Raw genomic sequence first — 20,417 nt, forward strand, 5'->3', positions numbered from 1 at the left:
CGAACAGCCTCCAACTAACCGACCTACTCAGGATCCTCTGCTGGAAACCGGCGCACAACACCCGCGGGTGTTGTGACGTTGGATGAAATGTTGATATTTCACTCCCGAGGCGGGGGCCGGTGTGTTCTCTTGGCGCATGAAGAAGTTCGCCACAGTCGCTGTTGTTTCCGTCGCGCTCCTCGGGGCGCCCGCTGTCGCATCCGCCGCCCCCATCGCGCCGGTTGCCGATTCCGGTTCGGGGGGTGGGTCGGGGTCGTCGGAGACGGCGTTGATCTGTTCGCCGATCGCGCAGTTGTTGTTCGCCGGGGGCAGCGTGGAGAAGCCGCCGCTCTACGACTTCCTCTGCTTGCTCAGCTGAACGGGGAGCGGTCGATTCCGCAGCTGATGCCGGCGGGCGGAAGCAGGCCGGTGAACAGGTAGTCGCGTTTGACGTGTTCGGCGCAGGTGCTCTGGACGTACATGGAGCTGTGGCCCGCACCTTCGATGACGACTACCTGGGCCCGGTTCAGTTGGGCCGCACCGGCTTTGGCGCCAGCCAGTGGGGTGGCCGGGTCGTATCGGCTGTTGAGGACGAGGATCGGGGCGGCGGTTTCGCGGTTCCACGGGCCGGTGTAGCGGTCTCGGTCCTCGGCCTGCCAGAAGGCGCAGGGGGTGGCGTTGAAGACCGCGATTCGGCCGAAGTAGCGGGACTCGCGGTCAACGGCGGCGGCCACTCTGCTGTAGACGGCGGGGTCTGTGGGGACGGTGCTGTCGGAGCACTGGATTGTGTAGAAGGCCTCGACGCGGTTGGCGGGATGGTTCTCGGCGAAAAGAGCATCGGGAACCCGCGCGGGGAGCACTGTTGCCGCGTCGAACAGGCTTTGGAGAAGAATCGCCAGGTCAGGATAGGTGTCGGGACGGGAGAGGCTGCCCGCGGCGCTCACCACCTGGGAGAAGGTCCACGGGGTGCCGTCGACCGTGATCGGCGCGAGGCGTGCTCGTTCGGCCAGCGCGATCCACTTGAGTTTCGGGTCGCCCGCGGCGAACGCGCAGCGCGGACCCGCGGCAGAGCAGTCGCGCAGGAAGGTATCGAAGGTCTCGGCGATGCCCGCGGCTACGCCCTGGCGGGTGTCCAAGGGCAGGTTCAGTCCGTCGGTGCCGTGGCCGTTGACATTGCCCTCGAAGTCGAGGGAGCCGTCGAACGCCATCGCGCGGACCCGGTCGGGGAACATGTTGGCGTAGACCGCGCCGACCTGGGTGCCGTAGGAAATGCCGTGGTAGGTCAGGGTCTGATCGCCGACCGCGCGGCGCAACAGGTCCAGGTCGCGGGCGGTGTTCGCGGTGGAGGCGTGGTGCAGGATCGGGCCCGCGTTCTCGGCGCAGCGGGCGGCGATGTCGGCGGAGGCGGCGAAGAACGCGGGCTCATCGCGCGGATCGGTGGGGGTGCCGGGGAAGGAACCGAGGTACGCGGCCTGCTCGTCGGCACTGGCGAAACACTGCGTGCCCGCGCTGCGCGAGACCGCGCGCGGATCCCAGGAGACCAGGTCGAACCGGGCACGCAGTTCGTCGGAGAACAGCCACGGCCAGCGGGCCCGCTCGCGGAGCCGGTCCACACCGGACGGGCCGGGCCCACCGAAGTTGACGAACAACGTCCCGATGCGCCGTGCGGGATCGGACGCGGGCAACTTGATGACCGCCAGGTCGATCTGCGCGGCGTGCGGGCTGTTGTAGTCCAGCGGCACCTGAGCCAACGCGCACTCGAATCCGTCCGCGCAACCCTCCCACCCCAGCGTCGGGGTGGCCGCCGCGTCGGCGAGCTGGTCGACGTAGGGATCGGCCGAAGCGCGCGCAGGCGTGACGAGCGCGCCGATCCCGAGCAGTACGGCGAGCAGATAGGCCGAGCCCCGGCGGCATGCACGGTGGGAAGACAACGGCCGAGCCTCCTGCGCAGATCCGACGAACCTCGCGAAGCTACCACATTCGTGAGCGGCGCTCACGATCGCAAAGTGGTTGGTATCGAACGCAATTCGAACGATGGCGCGGATCGGCCGCCATCCTGCGGCGCCATCGCCGCAGGTCGCCGCCGATCTTTCGCGTGGCTGTCCTCGGAATTGATATCGAATTCTCGGTTACCGCGGTATTACCGGCACCTCATAATCCTGTGTCTTTCCCGAGAATGTGATCTCCGTGCTGGTCGGAAATTTATTCCGTGGCTACTGTCGAGGTCGTTGCGCGACAATGCAGCGTGCAGATGGGTGTCAGTGTCGATCCCTTGCCAGAGTGAATGCAGAGGATGTGAAATTGTGACCCTGACCACAGAAAACAAGGCTCGTGACGTGGCCCACCGGGCGCCGCTGCGTGGGATTCCGGCGGGCGCCATGCCGATGGTCGCATTTCTTTCGATATTGGCCGGATTTATCGGTGCCGCGGCATATACGCATTCCGCCGGATATTTCGTGACATTCATGACCGGTAATACCGAGCGTGCCGTTCTCGGCTGGTTCGACAATGACCAGCTGCTGGCCACCGGGGCTATTACGCTGCTTTTCTCGTTCGGGCTCGGGGTGTTCGTGGCCTCGATACTCCGGCGGCGGTTGTGGCGCAGCGGCCACTACGGCGCGTCCGTGGTGACCACCGCGGCGCTCGCCGCGGCCGCGGTCGTCGACTACGCCCTCGACCGCACCGGCGGTCAGGAGGTGGGGTTCATCCCGATCGCGTTCGTCGCCTTCGCGGTGGGCGCGCTCAACACCGCGTTCGTCAAGAACGGCGAGACCAGCGTCCCGCTCAGCTATGCCACCGGAACGGTCGTGAAGCTGAGCCAGGGTATCGAAAGCCATGTCAGCGGGGGTAGTTCGCGCGATTGGCTCGGCTACGGCCTGCAATACGCGGCCTTCGCTGTCGGCGCGCTGCTCGGTGGGTTGATGAGCATGGTGGTGGGTGGCGAGATGATGCTGATCGTCGCCGCCGGTGTCTCGGCCTCGGCGATCCTGATCACCTACAAGACGGGCACGCGGGCAGGTCACACCGCCGCGTGAGGTGCGCTGCCCGCTCAGTTGACTGACGGTGGCGGAGCAGCCGTTTCGCCCGCCCCCGACGAAGGGCGAAACGGCTGTCCGGCTCGGTTATCCGATCAGGGCAGAGCGTTGGCGACGGCGTAACCCGCCAGGCCGCCCAGGGTCGCGCCCGCGATGAGGCCGCCGCCGACGAACAGGAGCAGGCCGAATCCCGACAGCACCCAACCGGCGGGGCCGAGCAGGATGCCGTTAATGATGAAGGTCAGCACCAACCCGACAACGACACCGACGATGCCACCGATGACCGCGCCACCCGCGGCGGCGCCCAGCTGGGTCTGGAAGTCCTTGGCGGCCACGTCGTCGAGGCGGCTCATGCCGACCGGCGTCAGGGTCAGTTCGCGGCCGCTCGCGCTGATCGCCGGAATGAGGGTGATGTGCTGCCCGGCGATCTGGTAAGCGGTCGGGATCGAACCGATGGTCGAACCCGCCGCGTCGGTGATCGTGACGGCCGAGCCGTCGAGAGCGAACGCACCGCTGTCGAGTTCGGCCACTACGCCCCGGCCGTCGGCGCTACCCTGCGCGACATAGCCGACACTGCCGTCGACGCCCTGCTGAACCGGCAGCGCGGGGGTCGCGGCGGGCGCCTGGATCGGGGCCGGGGTGGTCTCGGCGTGCACGGTGCCCGCGCAGATCACGGTCGATGCCGCTGCCAGCATCGCGGTCGCGACGAATTTCCTGACGATCATTGTTTTCCTTTTCTACAGAGCGCTGCGACGCAGCACTGACCAGCGGGCGCGCTGGGCACGCCCGCTGGACAACCCTGCGGAGCAAGAGATTTCAGATGTCGGCGAAAAACCGAGGGCGCCTAGTGGCGGATGCCGAACCGGCTCGTGAATGCGCCGTGGGACTCGAGCTGTCGCGGAGTCCCCGAATTGGCGAGATGTCGCCCTGCAGTCGTCGACTGCACCCCCCTGGTGCGTAACATGGCACAAACCGTAACCCCAGCAAGATCAACTATTTCGCCGCGGCATAGTTGATCGCTATCAGTCACAGGTAACTGTGGTGCTCGGTCATGAGGTCCGATTGTCTTGCCGGGAAATCTGGCCCTATATGTCCAGCTGGCCGTAGCGTTACGGGATCGGTCGAAATGTGGCGGGAATTACAGCCTCTGCGGCGGGTTGCTCGGCGGGGGGCGCGTCGGGCAGTGAGCAACCTCGCTGACCCCGAGTTTGGTCCTGACCACGGCATTGCCTACACTAGAGCGGTTGCCTGGGCAGATCTGTGTCCGCTGCGCGCTTCGGCGCGGGTGGGACCGTGCCAGGCGCCGAGAGCTCGCAAGAGAACTCATCCGGTCGGCAAGTGCCGACCGGACCAGCCGAATTGTTGTAGGCCCACGGTCACCTGCGCGCGAGCGTGCGGGAGATGTTGCATGGGAACCGCAGCGAGAAAGGTGTCGAGGTCTAACCATGACCATGACTGATCCGATCGCAGACTTCTTGACGCGTCTGCGCAACGCCAACTCGGCGTACCACGATCAGGTGAAGGCGCCCCACTCGAAGATCAAGGTGAACATCGCCGAGATCCTCAAGCGTGAGGGCTACATCGCCGATTACCGCACCGAAGACGCGACCGTTGGCAAGGCCATCGTCGTCGATCTGAAGTACGGCCCCAGCCGTGAGCGCAGCCTGCAGGGCCTGCGTCGCGTCTCGAAGCCGGGTCTGCGTGTGTACGCGAAGTCCACCAACCTGCCCAAGGTCCTCGGCGGCCTCGGCGTGGCGATCATTTCCACGTCGACCGGTCTGCTCACCGACCGTCAGGCGGCCAAGCAGGGCGTCGGGGGCGAAGTCCTCGCCTACGTCTGGTAAGGGAGGTCAGGACTAATGTCGCGTATTGGTAAGAAGCCCATCGAGATTCCGGCCGGCGTCGACGTCAACATCGACGGCCAGGTTGTCACGGTCAAGGGGCCCAAGGGCACCCTGTCGCACACCGTGGCCGAGCCCATCACCGTCACCAAGGGTGAAGGTAATGAGCTCGAGGTTGCTCGTCCCAACGACGAGCGCGCGAACCGTTCGCTGCACGGCCTTTCCCGCACCCTGATCGCCAACATGGTCGAGGGTGTCACCAAGGGCTACGAGAAGAAGATGGAAATCTTCGGCGTCGGTTACCGCGTTCAGGCCAAGGGTTCGAACCTCGAGTTCGCCCTCGGCTACAGCCACCCGGTGCCGATCACGGCCCCGGCAGGCATCACCTTCGCGGTGGAATCGCCCACCAAGTTCTCGGTGTCCGGCATCGACAAGCAGGCGGTCGGTCAGATCTCCGCTGTCATCCACGGACTGCGTAAGCCCGACCCGTACAAGGGCAAGGGCATCCGCTACGCCGGCGAGGTCGTTCGCCGCAAGGTCGGAAAGACGGGTAAGTGATCATGGCGCAAACTGCTAACCAGAAGGCGAAGCGGATTCCGCTGGGCAAGGATGCTTCCACGAAGCGTCGCCTGTCGAAGACCCGCCGTCACTTCCGTCTTCGTAAGAAGGTCGAAGGCACCACCGAGCGTCCGCGCCTGGTGGTCAACCGCTCCGCGCGCCACCTGCACGCTCAGCTGATCGACGACTCGGTGGGCAAGACCATTGCCGCCGCTTCCTCGATCGAGGCCGACGTGCGCGCGCTCGAAGGTGACAAGTCCGCCAAGGGCGCGAAGGTCGGTCAGCTGATCGCCGAGCGTGCCAAGGCTGCCGGTATCGAGGCGGTCGTGTTCGACCGTGGTGGTCACGACTACCACGGCCGTATCGCGGCGCTGGCCGATGCCGCTCGTGAAGGTGGGCTGAAGTTCTGATGACTGCAATTTCTAACGGAAGGAACGTCTGATGCCGGGACGTCAGCGGCGTGACGGCGGCAGCGGACCCGCCGGACCCAACACCAACAGCAACGCCGGAGGCCCCGAGGGCAACCGTCGTGGCGGTGGCGATCGTCGCGGTGGCGGCGACCGTCGCGACAATGCGGCCGAGAAGAACCAGCTCGAGCGCGTCGTCGCGATCAACCGTGTCTCCAAGGTCGTGAAGGGTGGTCGTCGCTTCAGCTTCACCGCCCTCGTGATCGTCGGTGACGGCAACGGTCTGGTCGGCGTCGGCTACGGCAAGGCCAAGGAAGTTCCCGCGGCCATCCAGAAGGGTGTCGAGGAGGCTCGTAAGAGCTTCTTCCGCGTCCCGATGATCGGCTCGACCATCGTCCACCCGGTTCAGGGTGAGGCGGCGGCCGGTGTGGTCATGCTGCGTCCGGCTTCGCCCGGTACCGGTGTGATCGCCGGTGGTGCGTGCCGTGCCGTGCTCGAATGTGCCGGTATCCACGACATTCTGTCGAAGTCGCTCGGTAGCGACAATGCGATCAACGTCGTTCACGCGACAGTTGCCGCGCTCAAGATGCTCCAGCGTCCCGAAGAGGTTGCCGCTCGTCGCGGTCTGCCGATCGAGGATGTCGCTCCGGCGGGCATGCTGCGTGCGCGTGCAGGACAGGGAGCCTGACATGGCTGATCTCAAGGTAACCCAGATCAAGAGCACGATCGGTGCCAAGTCGAACCAGCGCGACAGCCTGCGGACGCTTGGTCTGCGGAAGATCCGCCAGTCGGTGGTTCGTGAGGACAACGCTCAGAACCGCGGTCTGATCAACGTCGTGCGCCACCTCGTAACAGTTGAGGAGGTCTAGACATGACCATCAAATTGCACCACCTGCGTCCCGCCCCTGGCTCCAAGACCGAGAAGACCCGTGTGGGTCGCGGTGAAGGTTCCAAGGGCAAGACCGCTGGTCGCGGTACCAAGGGCACCAAGGCACGCAAGAACGTCCCCGCGGCGTTCGAGGGTGGCCAGATGCCGCTGCACATGCGTCTGCCGAAGCTTCGCGGCTTCACCAACCGCTTCCGGGTCGAGTACCAGGTTGTCAACGTTGGCCGCATCGCTGAGCTGTTCCCGCAGGGCGGCACCATCGGTAAGGCCGAGCTCGTCGCGGCCGGCGCCGTTCGCAAGAACGAGCTGGTCAAGGTTCTCGGCGACGGCGAGATCGGTGTCGCCATCCAGGTGACCGCCGACAAGGTGACCGGCTCCGCCAAGGAGAAGATCACCGCAGCCGGTGGCACTGTCACCGAACTGGCCTGACGGTACTCTGAATAGCAGTCGACACCGGACGAGTGGCAAACTCGTCCGGTGTCACTGTTAGAGTTCAGTCGTTGGCTGCCAAACCCTGTCATGGGCTGACGTTTCCGTAAAACCGATGTCGCATGGCATGACCATGTCGTTCGCCAGGAGGATTTGTGCTTTCCGCCTTCGTATCGGCCTTCCGGACTCCGGACTTACGGCGGAAGATTCTCTTCACGCTGGGGTTGATCGCGCTGTACCGGTTGGGTGCCGCGCTGCCGTCCCCCGGCGTCGACTACCAAAACGTCCAGGAGTGCGTGAAGCTGGTCTCCGGCGGTGAATCCGCCGGTATCTACCAGCTCATCAACCTCTTCTCCGGTGGCGCGCTGCTGCAGCTGTCGGTGTTCGCGATCGGCATCATGCCGTACATCACCGCGAGCATCATCATCCAGTTGCTGACCGTCGTCATCCCGCGGTTCGAGGAACTGCGCAAGGAAGGCCAATCCGGCCAGACCAAGATGACGCAGTACACCAGGTACCTGTCGGTCGCCTTGGCGGTCCTGCAGGCCACCGGTCTCGTCGCGCTGGCTTCGCGCGGTCAGTTGCTGCAGGGCTGTAACGAGCCGATCCTGGCCGACACCAGCATTTTCGGCATGATCATCATCGTGCTGGTGATGACCGCCGGTGCCTCGCTGGTGATGTGGTTCGGCGAGCAGATCACCGAGCGCGGTGTCGGTAACGGCATGTCGCTGCTCATTTTCGCCGGTATCGCGGCGCGTATCCCGATCGACGGCAAGAACATCCTCGACACCCGTGGCGGCCTCGTGTTCGGCCTGGTGTGTGGGGCCGTGCTGGCGATCATCGTGGCCGTGATCTTCGTCGAGCAGGGTCAGCGCCGGATTCCGGTGCAGTACGCCAAGCGCGTCGTCGGTCGCAAGATGTACGGCGGTTCATCGACGTACCTGCCGTTGAAGGTCAACCAGGCCGGTGTCATCCCGGTGATCTTCGCGTCCTCGCTGCTGTACCTGCCGAACCTGATCGCGCAGCTCACCGGGTCGAGCACGGCAACGGAGCCGAGCTGGTGGCAGGAAGCCATCCAGAAATACCTGGTGAACCCGTCCAACCCGGTCTACATCGCGATCTACTTCGGCCTGATCGTGTTCTTCACCTACTTCTACGTCGCGATCACCTTCAATCCGGAGGAACGCGCGGACGAGATGAAGAAGTTCGGTGGCTTCATCCCGGGCTACCGGCCCGGTAAGCCGACCGCCGACTATCTGAACTTCGTCCTGAGCCGCATCACCCTGCCTGGCTCGATTTACCTCGGTTTGGTCGCCGTGCTCCCGAACCTGTTCCTCGACATGGGCAATTCGGGTGCGGTGGCGAACCTTCCGTTCGGCGGTACCGCGGTGCTCATCATGGTCAGCGTGGGTCTCGACACGGTCAAGCAGATCGAGAGCCAGCTGATGAATCGAAATTACGAAGGGTTCCTCAAGTGAGAGTTGTTCTGCTCGGTCCGCCGGGTGCCGGCAAAGGTACTCAGGCCGTCCTGCTGTCAGAGAAGCTGGGCGTTCCGCACATCTCCACCGGAGACCTCTTCCGCGCGAATATCAGCCAGCAGACCGCCCTCGGTCGCGAGGCGCAGAAGTACATGGACGCGGGCGACCTCGTTCCCAGCGACGTCACCAACCGCATGGTCGAGGCCCGCGTCGGCGAGCCCGATGCCGCGAACGGTTTCGTGCTCGACGGTTACCCGCGCACGGTCGACCAGGCCGACGCGCTGAAGAAGATCCTCGAGCACAACGGCACCACGCTCGACGCCGTGCTGTGCTTCGTGGTCGCCGAGGACACCGTGGTGGAGCGCATGCTCTCCCGTGGGCGCGCCGACGACACCGAGGACGTCATCCGCAACCGGCTGCGGGTCTACCGTGAGGAGACCGAGCCGCTGCTCGAGTACTACGACGGTCTGGTCGTGACCGTCGACGGCATCGGCGAAGTCGATGAGGTCAACGCCCGCGCGCTCGAGGCGCTCGGTCAGTAGCGGATCGGAGTACTGAGGCCGGATGGTCTTCAACCGTAAGAAGAAGGTCGTGCCGTTCCGTTCGGCGGGCGAGCTGGATGCCATGCAGGCAGCCGGCGCGATCGTCGGTGCGACGCTGGTCGCCGTTCGCGCGGCGGCCAAGCCCGGCGTTTCGACGCTGGAGCTCGACGAGGTCGCCGAGGCGACGATCCGTGACGCGGGCGCTGTCCCGTCGTTCAAGGGTTATCACGGCTTCCCCGGCTCGATCTGTTCTTCGGTCAACGACCGTGTGGTCCACGGGATCCCCTCGGCGAGTGACATTCTCACCGAGGGTGATCTCGTGTCCATCGACTGCGGCGCCATTCTCGACGGCTGGCACGGCGACTCGGCGTGGACGTTCGGCATCGGCAACATCATCGAGGCCGATCACCTGCTGAGCGAGGCGACCAGGCTCTCGATGGAGACCGGCATCGCGGCGATGCTGCCGGGCAACCGGCTCACCGACGTCTCGCACGCCATCGAGCTGGGTACTCGCGCGGCCGCGCAGGCGCATGGTCGGCAGTACGGCATCGTCGACGGTTACGGTGGCCACGCCATCGGCCGCGAGATGCACATGGATCCGTTCCTGCCCAACGAAGGCGCGCCCGGTAAGGGCCCGCGCCTGGTGGTCGGGTCGGTGCTGGCGATCGAGCCGATGCTGACGCTCGGCACCACCGACACCAAGACCCTCGATGATGAGTGGACCGTGGTCACCACCGACGGGTCGCGGGCCGCGCACTGGGAGCACAGCGTCGCTGTGACCGAGGACGGGCCACGCATCCTCACCCTGCGCCCGGAGTAGTCGGCGACGACTTTTCGGTGAAGTAATCTTTCTAAACCGACTGGCTGTTGGTGTGATCCTGTATCTCTGAGAGATGAGATCTCGCATCGCGCTGGTCGCTTGCGTGGCTACGGCACTGCTCGCCGGTTGCGCCGAGCCGCCGCCGAACGCGCGCTATACGGGATCGGGCAATACCTACGGCACGGCGAACGCGGGTTTCGAGACCTGCATGGTGACCGACGCGGGCGGTGTCGACGACAAGTCGTTCAACGAATCCGGCTGGAACGGTGTGAAAGCCGCGATCGACGCCAACCCCGGTGTCTACGGCTCCTACCGTCAGTCCAATAGTTCCGCCGACTACGAACCCAACCTGCGAGCCTCGGCCGACGACGACTGCGATCTGGTGATCGGCGTCGGCGGCCTGATGGCCGAGGCGGTGGCGCAGGTGGCAGGCGAGTATCCCGATCAGCGTTTCGCGATCGTGGACGCGCACGTCGAGTTGGACAATGTCTACTCGATGGAATTCAACGCCGCCCAATCTTCTTATCTGGCAGGCTATCTCGCGGCCGGGATGTCCAAGACCGGTCGGGTCGCCACCTGGGGTGGCATGGAGATTCCCGCGGTGACCATCTTCATGGACGGGTTCGCCGCCGGGGTGGCCGGCTACAACACCGAGCACGGCACCGCGATCGCCGTGCTCGGCTGGGACGTCGAAGACCAGAACGGCTCGTTCACCGGCAACTTCGACGATACGAGCGCGGGCCGCTCACTCACCGAGAATTTCATCGCCCAGGGCGCCGACGTGATCCACCCGGTGGCCGGGCCGGTCGGGATGGGCGGGGCCTCCGCTGTACAGGACTCCACCGGTGTATCCATGATCTGGGTGGATTCCGATGGCTACCAAGCGGTTCCGGAGTACCAGGACATCATGTTGTCCTCCTCGATGAAGGACATCGCCGCCGCGATCCGCGTGGCGATCGACAATGCCTACAGCGAGGGTGTGATGGACGGTCGATACGTGGGCACCTTGGGCAATGGCGGGGTCGGGCTCGCGCCGTTCCACGATTTCGACGCGAAGGTGCCGCAGCCGCTGAAGCAGGAGCTCACCGAGCTGCGACGCGACATCGTCGACGGCAAGATCGTGATCCATTCCCCGGCCGCCCCGAAGCTGTAGAGGACACGCCCATGCGACTCGAAGTACAGGGACTGACCAAGGCATTCGGTGCGTTTCTCGCCGACGACAGCGTCGACTTGGTCGTCGAGCCAGGGCAGGTGCACGCGATCCTCGGGGAGAACGGCGCGGGCAAATCGACGCTGATGAACATGCTGTACGGCATCCTCGAACCGACCAGCGGGCAGATCCTGATCGACGGCGAGCCGGTGCGGCTGCGATCGCCCAGCGATGCCATCGCCGCCGGAATCGGCATGGTGCATCAGCATTTCAAGCTCGTCGGCCCGTTCAGCGTCGCCGACAATGTGCAGCTGGGTCGTGAACACGTCAAGCGCGGGAGCCTCGATCGGGCGACCGCGCGGCAGGCGGTGCTCGAGGTGTCGCAGCGGTACGGTCTGGCGCTCGACCCCGACGCGATCTGCGAAGACCTGCCGGTCGGCGTGCAGCAGCGCGTCGAGATCGTGAAGGCGCTCTCGGGCAAGACCGATCTGCTGATCCTGGACGAACCGACCGCGGTGCTCACCCCACCCGAAGTCGCCGAGCTGCTCGACATCATCGGCAATCTCACCGCCTCGGGGATGTCGGTGATCTTCATCAGCCACAAGCTCAAAGAGGTCAAGGCCATCGCGGACACGATCACTGTCCTGCGGCGCGGGAAGGTGGTGACCGAGGCATCGCCCGACGACAGCGAGGCAGAGCTGGCGTCGGCGATGGTCGGACGCTCGGTGGTGCTCACCGTGGATCGGCCGCAGGCGCGGCCGGGCGAGATCGCCTTGGACGTCAAGGATCTGACGGTGCTCGGCGAGCGCGGGACGCCGATGCTCGACGGACTGAACCTGCAGGTACGGGCCGGTGAGATCGTCGGGTTGGCCGGGGTGGAGGGCAACGGTCAGACCGAACTGGCCAGGGCGGTGCTCGGCACCGTCGCGCCCGAGGGCGGCTCGGTCGAGATGGGCGGCACCCCGATCACCGGGTGGGACCCGTACCGGCGGATCGTCGCCGGACTCGGCTACATTCCGGAGGATCGCGGCCGCGACGGGCTGGCTGCCGATTTCACCGTCGCCGAGAACCTCGTCCTCAATCAGTATCGCGACAAACCGCTGTCCAATCGTGGGGTGGTCGATGCGGCGGCGGTGCGCTCGCTCGCCGACAAGGCCATCGCCGATTTCGACATCCGCACCAGAGGGCCGGGGGAGCTGGTGTCGGCGCTTTCGGGCGGCAATCAGCAGAAGGTGGTGATCGCGCGCGAATTCTCCAGGCCGCGTTCGGTTCTGGTGGCAGCGCAACCCACCCGCGGGGTGGATGTGGGTGCCATCGAGTTCATTCACCGTCGTCTGGTCGCCGAACGTGATTCGGGGACCGCGGTCCTGCTCATCTCCGCGGAGCTGGACGAGATCCTGGCCCTGTCCGACCGCATCGCGGTGATCCACAACGGGCAGATCGTCGGCGTCCTCGCCCCGGATACGCCGCGCGAGATCATCGGTCAGCTCATGGCAGGCCACCGTCCCGCAGATCCAGCCACCGCGAGCTGAGCTGTAGTCGTCGACCCCGAGGACATCCATGCCGAGTACGACCATCGACTCACCGGGCGCGCGTAAACCGGAAAAGCGCGACGTCGGCCGCACTTTCATCGGGTACCTGACCGAGGCCAACAGCGTGATGGTGACGATCTATTCGCTGCTGCTCGCCTTCGCGATCGGCGCCCTGCTGATCATCGTCTCCGACGCGTCGGTGCGGGGAGCATGGGGCTATTTCTTCAACCGGCCCGCCGATGCGCTGAGCTTCTCGTGGCAGGCGGTGAGCACGGGATATCGCGATCTGTTCGAAGGCGCGATCATCGACTTCGGGCGCCTGCAACAGTATTTCGACGGGGATGCCACGCTCGCCCAGGTGCTGCGGCCGATCTCGGAGACGCTCACCTACGCGACCCCGCTGATCTTCACCGGACTCGCTGTCGGCCTGGCTTTCCGGGCCGGATTGTTCAATATCGGCGGGCACGGGCAGTTCATCTTCGGCATGCTCGGCGGTGTGATCGTCGGGTTCGCGCTCGACCTGCCGCCGCTGCTGCATGTGCCGCTGGCCCTGCTCGCGGGTGCGCTCGCCGGTGGTCTACTAGGTGCCATCCCCGGTGTGCTCAAGGCGAAAACTGGTGCACACGAGGTTATTTCGTCGATCATGTTGAACAACATCGCTACCTATTTCCTGCTCTGGGCGTTGGGCACCACGTTCATCCATTCGACGACCTCGCAGGAGCTGGTCTCCAAGCAGGTGGACTTCTCCGGCCGACTGCCGCGGCTGCTCGGGTGGGCCGGGTCGGGGCTGCGGGTCAGTGCGGGGCTGTTGCTCGGCCTGGCGCTCGCGGCCGGAATCTGGTGGCTGCTGCGCAAATCCACCTTCGGGTACCGGATCCGCGCGGTCGGCGCCAATACCCACGCGGCGGCGACGGCAGGCATCGATATCGGGCGCACGTTCATCACGACGATGGGGGTGTCGGGCGGGCTGGCCGGATTGGGCGGTGCCGCGCTGGTGCTCGGTCTGAACCCGTACACGGTGAACCCGGGCACGGTCGCGGAATTCGGGTTCGACGGGATCACCGTCGCCCTGCTCGGGCGGGCGCATCCGGGCGGCATCGTGGCCGCGGCACTGCTGTTCGGTGCGTTGAAATCGGGCACGCTGCACATGCAGCCCGCCATCCCGGTCGAGATGTCCACGCTGTTGCAGGCCGTGATCGTGCTGTTCGTGGCCGCGCCCGCGCTGGTGAAAACCCTGCTGCACCTGCGCACACCGCGCGGTGGCCTCAACACTCTGGAAGCGAGGGGCTGGTGAGTACCACTACCGCGTCACCGGTCGTCACGATCGAAGCCGCCCCGCACCGTGTGGCCGGGGTGGTGCTCACCGTGCTCGGTGTCGGTCTCGGCGTCCTCGGGCTGTCGTTCATCGATGGTGGGCGGACGACCACCTTCCGGCTGGATCAGACCATCGAAAGTGGCTGGACTGTCGGCACTCTCACGATTGTGCTGATCCTCAGTGTCCTCACGGTGGTGCTCGGCGGTGTGCTGCTCGCCAGGCCGCTCTCGCGGCGAGCGCACGGGGTGATCGTCGGCGTCGCGGTGGCGGCTCTGGTGATCGCCGCGCTGTCGTGGGTGGTGACGCCGGGTGTCGGCTTTCCGGTGGAGTTCGTGCTGGCCTCGACGTTGTTCCTGGCGCTGCCGTTCGTCTTCGGCGCGCTGTCGGGTGTGGTCTGTGAACGTTCGGGCGTGATCAACCTCGGCATCGAGGGGCAGTTCCTGGCGGGTGCGTTCACCGCGGTGCTGTTCGCCTCGATCACCGACAATCCCTATCTCGGAATACTGGCCGCGGTGCTCAGCGGTATGGCATCGACGCTGCTGCTGGCCTGGCTGGCGACCCGCTTCGAGGTGAACCAGCTGGTCACCGGTGTCATCCTCAACCTGCTGGCGCTCGGCCTCACCGGCTTCCTGTTCGAGCGGCTCATGCGCATGGACCATTCGCTCAACGAGCCGAGCACGGTGCCGCGCATCGGCGGGTTCCTCCGCGACATCGGCCTCGGTTTCCTGACCGACATCCCGGTGCTCGGCCCGGTGCTGTTCGACCAGAACCTGTTCGTCTATGTCGCGCTGGCCTGCGTGTTCGGGCTGTCGTACCTGCTGTTCCACACTCGCTGGGGCCTGCGCACGCGGGCCGTCGGCGAGCATCCCGCCGCGGCTGACGCCGCGGGCATCGACGTGAACCGCCTGCGCTTCTGGAACGTCACCTGCGCCGGTGCCCTGTCGGGTTTCGGCGGCGCCTTCTTCACCATCGCCAACAATGTGGCGTTCAGCAAGAACATGACCGCCGCGCTCGGCTTCGTCGCACTGGCGGTGATGATCGTCGGCCGCTGGAAGCCGGTCGGCGCCCTGCTGGCAGCCCTGCTGTTCGGCTTCTCCAGCGCCCTGGAACGCTTCCTCAACACCATGCCGGGCAACCCGATCCCCACCGAGTTCCTCGGCATGCTGCCGTATGTGGTGACCCTTGTTGTGGTAGCTGGGTTCATCGGAAAGGCGGTCGCACCTGCTGCCGACGGCATTCCCTACCGGCCTGGCGACAAGTAGTTTGGTCTTGCCTGAGCTCAGCCTTCGAGGAGGACGGTGACCGGGCCGTCGTTGGTGAGTTCGATTTGCATGTGGGCGCCGAACTTGCCGGTGGCGACGGTGGCGCCCAGTTCGCGCAGGGTTTCGGCGAAGGTGTCGACCAGGGGTTCGGCGAGGGGGCCGGGGGCGGCGGCGTTCCAGGAGGGGCGGCGGCCCTTGGCGGTGTTGGCGTAGAGGGTGAACTGGCTGACTACCAGGATGGGGGCGTCCAGGTCGGCGGCGGAGCGTTCGCCGTCGAGGATGCGCAGGCGGTATGTCTTGTCGGCCAGGGCTTTCGCGATGGTTTCGGTATCGGTGTGGGTGGCGCCGACCAGCGCGAGCAGTCCGTGGGGGACACCGTTCGACGCCGGGTCGATGTCGCCGACGACCTGACCGTCGACGCTCACCTTGGCGCTGGTCACACGCTGCAGCAGTACTCGCACAGTCACCGATCATGCCGGGCGTCTGCGCGCCGGGATATTCCGGGGCGGCTGGTCGGTCAGTTCTTGCCGAAGAAGAGAATATTCGGGCCGTAGTCGGTGAGCGGGGACTTCTCCGCGGCCTGGCGGATACCCGCGCCGGGGAGTTCGGTGACCTTCGCGAACATTTCGGCGTTGCCGAAGGCGGCTCTGACCTGAGTTTCGGAGGCGTAGTCGGCGCCGTAATCGGCCAGCGTCGCGAAATCCAGGGGGGCAAGCGGGGAATCCAGCGGCGCCTGTCCGGCCGGTCTGCCGAGGGCGGCGTACTGAGTGGCGACGCCGTCGTCGTAGAGGCACAGTTCGTAGGAGATCTTCTCGATCGTGGCGACGGTCAGCACCGGCCACTTCGCCGAAAGGGCAACGGCGAGCGGGTGTTTGCCCAATGCGCCGATCTCCCAGTTGAGGCTCTTCACCGAAATCCAGCTACCGGAGGACTTTTCGACCAGTACGACATCGGCGCCGAGCTGGGTCTCGAGGTTGGTCTTGGGTTCTTTGACGCCCCAATGCTTCTCGTGCACACCCGCGAACCTGCCCGCGTCCACCGGTTCGGCCCCGTCCTGGGCGAACGCGGCGACGATCGCGGCTCGCACCTGATCGAGCCCGTCCGGTGCCGAGCAGCGCACGGCGATCGCGCCGTAGGTCGCCGAGATCTCCACCGGCCGCGACGGCGGCTCCGGCATCGCCCCGGCCGCAAGGGGTTTGAGGCCAACGAGCGCCAGCCGCCAGTTGATCTCGTCGATCGTGGCCAGGTCGCCGCCCGACTGGTACAGGATCTGCTGCTGGGTCAGCCGCCCCGCGCGTTCCAGGGTCTGCGCGCCCAGCTTCACCAGCGCCTGCGTGGTCTTGACCGTGAGATCGAGTTCCTCGACCCGGGTTTCGCGCAGTTTCGCGGTACTCGCGGTGGTGGTCACCTCGGAGTACAACGCGCGATAGGTCGCGATGGCCTGCTTGCGCGAGCGGCCAACCATCAAGGTGCGCAGCAAGCTGCTCAGGCTCGCCAGATACTTGCCGGGCTGCTCGGACGCGCGCGCGTACATGGCCGCGCGAATCCGCACCGCCGACTCGCTCGCCGCCACCGCCGCGTCGTGATCGAGCCGCATCAGCCACACGCCACACTTGGACAGCCCGTCGGCGCACATGGCCGAGACATCCGGGTAGTCCTGCGCGACCTGCCGATACGCCGAACACGCGCTGCGAATGGTGTTGGTGGCGAGCTGCCGGTGCCCGACCAACCGGGTCGCCTGCTCGAACAACCGCAACGCGTCCTGCAGCGCACCCGCGTACTCGTAGGAGACGAACCCCTCGACCAGCCAGTGCAGCCGGATGGCCACCGCTTCCTGGGCGGGCTCCAGCGCCTCGGCGGTGCGATCGCGACCTGACGGATCGTCGCGGGTGGCGAGCAGGCCCTGGGCGAGTTCGGTGAGTGAACCGGCCAGGCGCAGGTAGTCGTCGGAGTGCTGGCTGCGGGTGTTGGCGCGATTGGCCGCGACGCGCCGTTCGAGGTCGCTCAGGTCGCTCAGGTCGGTCATGAGCAGTTCCGTCGGGACGTCAACCTGAGAGCCCTATCGTTCGTTCGGTCATCGGCCGGTGGACGGCCGCTTGCGCTTCGATCGAGTCTGTCACAGATCGGTCTCGGCCGTCGGATCGTGATCGGATTGCTGGATTACTTCCGGTGCGGGCTCTCGGCGGGTCGGCACACGGCGGGCCGCAGCGCCGATCGTTCGCCGAATCGTGAAGTCCTGGGGCTGTGCATGTTTCGCCGTGGTCGTTAGACTCCGACACGATCGAGCCCGTCGGCGAGGGTCGCCGGTGGTGTGCGTCGAGGAGCGAGTGCGTGGGTAACGAGACTCCCTGGTCGGGGTTGGCCGGTAGGGCTAAGGTTCGGGTCGAGACGGGTGCCGCGCTCGATGCCGCCAAGGCGTGTAGCGACGCGATCGATGTGTTCAACGCTTGCCTGGCGATCGTCGGTGCGTCGAAATTCGGGCACTTCACCGGTGACGAACTCGGCGGGTCGGAAGTTATCGCAGGCCCGCTGCTGGCCACCCGGTTCGAGATCGAGGCGTGGGACGCCAAGGAATGTCTCGATCGGCACGTCGCCTCGTTGACCGACATGATGGACCTGTTCAAATCCGCTGGTAACACCTATACCGGCGCGGACCACATGTCGAGCACAGAGATCGCCGCGTTGAAGGCCGACAAGACCAAACTCGGCGACGTGGCGCCCTCGAAGGCCCAGCAGGACAAGCTGGGCACGTCGATGGGCAAGACGGGCGACTCGTATCGCCCCGGCTACTACGACGCGGACGACGTGAAGAAGCACGAAGCCGACGTCGACGTCGCGTCGGTGCCCAAGATCAAGCCGAAGGGTAAGCCCAAGGAGATCGAGCCCATTCCGGTGGCCTCGCCGGAAAGCATGGACTGGGGGGAGCTGCATCGCCTCGGTGTCCGGATCCAATGGGCCGGCGTCGGTGACGCGGCGACCCTCTGGGCGAATATGGCGACCGAGGTCTACAAGGCCGCATCGCAGCTGGAGGCGAAGCTGCAGAAGATCACCACCGAGAGCTGGGAAAGCCAGGGTGGTGACGCCGCGTTGAAGGCGATCACGACCTACGCCAAGTCGGTATACGACCTGTCCGGTGACTTCCGGATGACCGAGGCCAACATGCGGTACACGGCGGACTGGTTGTACTCCACGAAGGTGGCGATGCCGCTCGGCGAGAACGAGCCACGTGGCTGTGGCGACGATGTCGGCGACAAGCAGGAGGCGTATCGCGTCCACTATGTCGACGGTCTGGATCAGACGACGAAGCTCTTCCCTGTCTTTACCGAAGCTGCCGCGCCGGCCGGACCTGTCGAGAAGCCGAAAGACGAATCGGGTGGCCAGAAAAAGCCCTCGGATCAGCAGTCGGGTGGACAGAACGGCGGATCCCAGCAAGGTGGTGGCGGGTCCCAGGGTGGTGGCGGGTCGCAACAGGGTGGTGGCGGGTCCCAGAAGAGCGGGTCCGGGGGTGGCGGCTCTCCGCAAGCTCAGGCTCAGCCGCAGATCACGCCCGAGGGGCAGGCTGCGCAGAAGACCGCCGAGCAGATCCAGGCCGGCGTCATCCCGTCCACGCCTACCGGAACCGGGTCTGCGGGAAAGGGTTCGACCGGTTCGGGTTCGACGGGCACGGGTTCGTCGAGTGCGACGAACCCCGCCTCCGGCGCCTCGCGAGCGGGCATCGTGGGCCAGCAGACGGGCAGCACGCAGTCCGGCTCCGGGTCGAGTTCCGGCACCGAGATGTTGTCCTCGCTGATGTCGGCGGTGACGTCGACGGTCTCCTCCCTGTCCGAGGCGCTGCCCAATCTGCTGACCGCGCTGCAACAGATCTCCACGGATGTGACCGCGGGTATGCCGGACCTGAGTCAGCTCGGCGCGGTTTTCGACCAGTTCCCCGATCTGGCGTCGATGCTGTCGGACTCGCCGGAGGTCAACAGTCTGATCTCGGCCAACCCCGCGTTGGAGCCGATCGCCGCCATGCTGGGGATCGAGGTGGCGGACGCACCAGCGGTCACCGAACCGGCCGAGACCGCGGAACTTCCGGTGACCGCGTCGGCCGCAGGCGCCTTCCCCCGCGCCGCGCTGCCCGACTTCTCCAACCTGCTCCCGAGCCTGGCGGAGGTCGGCGCACCGTTGCCCGGTCTGGTGGAAGCGGCCCCGCAGGCCGAGGTCGTGCCCCTGCCCCAAGCCGTCGGCGAAGGCGACGGTTCCGCCGCTTCGGCTGCCCGATTGGTGGTCGGCGAGTGAGCCGGACATGGGAATTCACCGATCTCGAGTTCTACGTCCTGTGGCGGCGATTGACCGGAAACCGGCTGCCGAACCCGCTCACCTTCAAGACGAACACGCGGTTGCTCGCCGATTTCGAGCGTGAGAGCTACGAGACCTGGGAACGGTTGCAGCACACCCTCGACCCGGTGATTCGAACTGTCTTCGAGGTGCTCGAACGCCCGGATGTGTGGGTGCGACTGCGTGGCTGGCGAGATTCGCAGGAGAGCGACCCGCAGTACTGGGTGAAGGCTCGCGCGGCGCGGGTGGGCGCCAACGGGTACCTCGTCTACCAGCGGCCGGGCGAAACCTATACGCACAGTGGCGGTTACGTGGTAATCGACTGTGGCCCGTACGGGATCGCGGAGGCGCTCGTCGACCTGATGCCCGTGGTCGGCGCGGGCAGCGGTGGCCTCATTCCGCTGACGACCGACGCCGAACCCGAGGAGCATCAGCCGCGCGCCTCGATGTTCTTCGAGGAGGCCGACACCTCGGTGGCCCGGCGCAGTGCGGAGTTCTTCGACATTCCCGCCGATCGCACCGGAACCATCGATATCCTCCAGAACAAATCCATGTTCGGCTCCCGCGGTATGCATCGCGAGATCCTGATCTGGCGTGATCTGCCCGACGACGGCCGCTACACCATCGAGGTGCCCTCGGACGCGCCCGTCGCGACGCCGATGTCGCGACCTGCGTTGATCGAGGCGGTCAACGCGGGCATCGACCGCATGATGGGCCGGGTCGAGGCGCACTGGGAGGCCAGCGCTTAACTCGGGAGTCGAAGCTGCTCTCCAGCAACACGATCCGCGCGGCATAGTGCCGTTCACGTTGCCGTCACCTCGGATTCGTCTTACAGTCACAGTGACGTCTTCAACGATCTGAAC

The 20,417-nt window shown here is 65.9% G+C and carries 21 protein-coding genes; 17 read left to right on the forward strand and 4 right to left on the reverse strand.

Annotation, left to right across the window (positions count from 1 at the left end; genetic code table 11):
- Window positions 1-136: 136 nt before the first annotated feature.
- Entirely contained in the window at window positions 137-358 is a 222-nt protein-coding gene (locus ACFWO8_RS21680; RefSeq protein WP_378953793.1) for a hypothetical protein, read from the forward strand.
- Here the strand turns inward: ACFWO8_RS21680 and ACFWO8_RS21685 are convergent.
- Window positions 351-1,910 (reverse strand): alpha/beta hydrolase, encoded by a 1,560-nt coding sequence (locus tag ACFWO8_RS21685; protein WP_378953795.1) that lies wholly within the window; start codon window positions 1,908-1,910, stop codon window positions 351-353. The two genes, ACFWO8_RS21680 and ACFWO8_RS21685, sit on opposite strands and share 8 nt — an antisense overlap.
- A gap of 447 nt (window positions 1,911-2,357) precedes the next feature.
- Between ACFWO8_RS21685 and ACFWO8_RS21690 the strand changes: the two genes are divergently transcribed.
- Window positions 2,358-3,014, forward strand: coding sequence for a YoaK family protein (locus ACFWO8_RS21690; RefSeq protein ID WP_378954262.1), 657 nt, complete (start codon window positions 2,358-2,360; stop codon window positions 3,012-3,014).
- 95 nt (window positions 3,015-3,109) lie between these two features.
- Here the strand turns inward: ACFWO8_RS21690 and ACFWO8_RS21695 are convergent, their stop codons facing one another.
- A complete protein-coding gene (locus ACFWO8_RS21695; RefSeq protein WP_378953797.1) occupies window positions 3,110-3,739 on the reverse strand; it encodes a hypothetical protein in 630 nt (209 codons plus the stop codon).
- Window positions 3,740-4,459: 720 nt separating this feature from the next.
- On the opposite strand from ACFWO8_RS21695, the gene rpsH reads away from it, so the two are divergent.
- From rpsH to ACFWO8_RS21760, 13 genes are all read left to right on the forward strand, one after another.
- Window positions 4,460-4,858 carry a 30S ribosomal protein S8 gene (gene rpsH / locus ACFWO8_RS21700; protein WP_056818383.1) on the forward strand — a complete coding sequence of 133 codons (399 nt, stop codon included), beginning with the start codon at window positions 4,460-4,462 and terminating at the stop codon, window positions 4,856-4,858.
- Window positions 4,859-4,873: 15 nt separating this feature from the next.
- On the forward strand, window positions 4,874-5,413 hold the full coding sequence (gene rplF, locus ACFWO8_RS21705; protein WP_378953800.1) for a 50S ribosomal protein L6: 540 nt from the start codon (window positions 4,874-4,876) through the stop codon (window positions 5,411-5,413).
- A 2-nt stretch (window positions 5,414-5,415) separates the two neighbouring features.
- Entirely contained in the window at window positions 5,416-5,823 is a 408-nt protein-coding gene (gene rplR / locus ACFWO8_RS21710; RefSeq protein WP_266296784.1) for a 50S ribosomal protein L18, read from the forward strand.
- A 31-nt stretch (window positions 5,824-5,854) separates the two neighbouring features.
- The gene (gene rpsE, locus ACFWO8_RS21715; RefSeq protein ID WP_378953802.1) at window positions 5,855-6,508 is read left to right on the forward strand and encodes a 30S ribosomal protein S5; all 654 of its coding nucleotides are present in this window, start codon (window positions 5,855-5,857) and stop codon (window positions 6,506-6,508) included.
- Window position 6,509: 1 nt separating this feature from the next.
- Window positions 6,510-6,689 (forward strand): 50S ribosomal protein L30, encoded by a 180-nt coding sequence (gene rpmD / locus ACFWO8_RS21720; RefSeq protein ID WP_056819257.1) that lies wholly within the window; start codon window positions 6,510-6,512, stop codon window positions 6,687-6,689.
- A gap of 2 nt (window positions 6,690-6,691) precedes the next feature.
- Window positions 6,692-7,135 (forward strand): 50S ribosomal protein L15, encoded by a 444-nt coding sequence (gene rplO / locus ACFWO8_RS21725; protein ID WP_378598338.1) that lies wholly within the window; start codon window positions 6,692-6,694, stop codon window positions 7,133-7,135.
- 155 nt (window positions 7,136-7,290) lie between these two features.
- A complete protein-coding gene (secY, locus tag ACFWO8_RS21730) occupies window positions 7,291-8,613 on the forward strand; it encodes a preprotein translocase subunit SecY (protein ID WP_378953804.1) in 1,323 nt (440 codons plus the stop codon).
- Window positions 8,610-9,155, forward strand: coding sequence for an adenylate kinase (locus ACFWO8_RS21735; RefSeq protein ID WP_378953807.1), 546 nt, complete (start codon window positions 8,610-8,612; stop codon window positions 9,153-9,155). Before secY ends, ACFWO8_RS21735 begins: the two co-directional genes overlap by 4 nt.
- 22 nt (window positions 9,156-9,177) lie before the next feature.
- The gene (gene map / locus ACFWO8_RS21740) at window positions 9,178-9,975 is read left to right on the forward strand and encodes a type I methionyl aminopeptidase (RefSeq protein WP_378953810.1); all 798 of its coding nucleotides are present in this window, start codon (window positions 9,178-9,180) and stop codon (window positions 9,973-9,975) included.
- Window positions 9,976-10,048: 73 nt separating this feature from the next.
- Window positions 10,049-11,128, forward strand: a complete 1,080-nt coding sequence (locus tag ACFWO8_RS21745; RefSeq protein ID WP_378953813.1) for a BMP family protein — start codon at window positions 10,049-10,051, stop codon at window positions 11,126-11,128.
- An 11-nt stretch (window positions 11,129-11,139) separates the two neighbouring features.
- Entirely contained in the window at window positions 11,140-12,657 is a 1,518-nt protein-coding gene (locus tag ACFWO8_RS21750) for an ABC transporter ATP-binding protein (protein ID WP_378953816.1), read from the forward strand.
- A 28-nt stretch (window positions 12,658-12,685) separates the two neighbouring features.
- Window positions 12,686-13,951 (forward strand): ABC transporter permease, encoded by a 1,266-nt coding sequence (locus ACFWO8_RS21755; protein WP_378953819.1) that lies wholly within the window; start codon window positions 12,686-12,688, stop codon window positions 13,949-13,951.
- Window positions 13,948-15,234 carry an ABC transporter permease gene (locus ACFWO8_RS21760; RefSeq protein WP_378953822.1) on the forward strand — a complete coding sequence of 429 codons (1,287 nt, stop codon included), beginning with the start codon at window positions 13,948-13,950 and terminating at the stop codon, window positions 15,232-15,234. The genes ACFWO8_RS21755 and ACFWO8_RS21760 overlap by 4 nt, the downstream gene beginning before the upstream one ends.
- 17 nt (window positions 15,235-15,251) lie before the next feature.
- Here ACFWO8_RS21760 and dtd read toward each other — a convergent pair whose 3' ends face one another.
- Together dtd and ACFWO8_RS21770 are read right to left on the reverse strand one after the other, a co-directional pair.
- Window positions 15,252-15,695, reverse strand: a complete 444-nt coding sequence (gene dtd, locus ACFWO8_RS21765) for a D-aminoacyl-tRNA deacylase (RefSeq protein ID WP_378954266.1) — start codon at window positions 15,693-15,695, stop codon at window positions 15,252-15,254.
- 56 nt (window positions 15,696-15,751) lie between these two features.
- Complete coding sequence (locus ACFWO8_RS21770) at window positions 15,752-17,260, reverse strand: hypothetical protein (protein WP_378953825.1); 1,509 nt, start codon at window positions 17,258-17,260, stop codon at window positions 15,752-15,754.
- Window positions 17,261-17,565: 305 nt separating this feature from the next.
- On the opposite strand from ACFWO8_RS21770, the gene ACFWO8_RS21775 reads away from it, so the two are divergent.
- Both ACFWO8_RS21775 and ACFWO8_RS21780 read left to right on the forward strand, forming a co-directional pair.
- Complete coding sequence (locus ACFWO8_RS21775; protein WP_378953828.1) at window positions 17,566-19,515, forward strand: hypothetical protein; 1,950 nt, start codon at window positions 17,566-17,568, stop codon at window positions 19,513-19,515.
- A complete protein-coding gene (locus ACFWO8_RS21780) occupies window positions 19,512-20,303 on the forward strand; it encodes an ESX secretion-associated protein EspG (RefSeq protein ID WP_378953830.1) in 792 nt (263 codons plus the stop codon). The genes ACFWO8_RS21775 and ACFWO8_RS21780 overlap by 4 nt, the downstream gene beginning before the upstream one ends.
- Window positions 20,304-20,417 lie beyond the last annotated feature (114 nt).

The organism is Nocardia sp. NPDC058480, assembly GCF_042720495.1.
In the GTDB taxonomy this organism is placed as follows: Bacteria; Actinomycetota; Actinomycetes; order Mycobacteriales; family Mycobacteriaceae; genus Nocardia.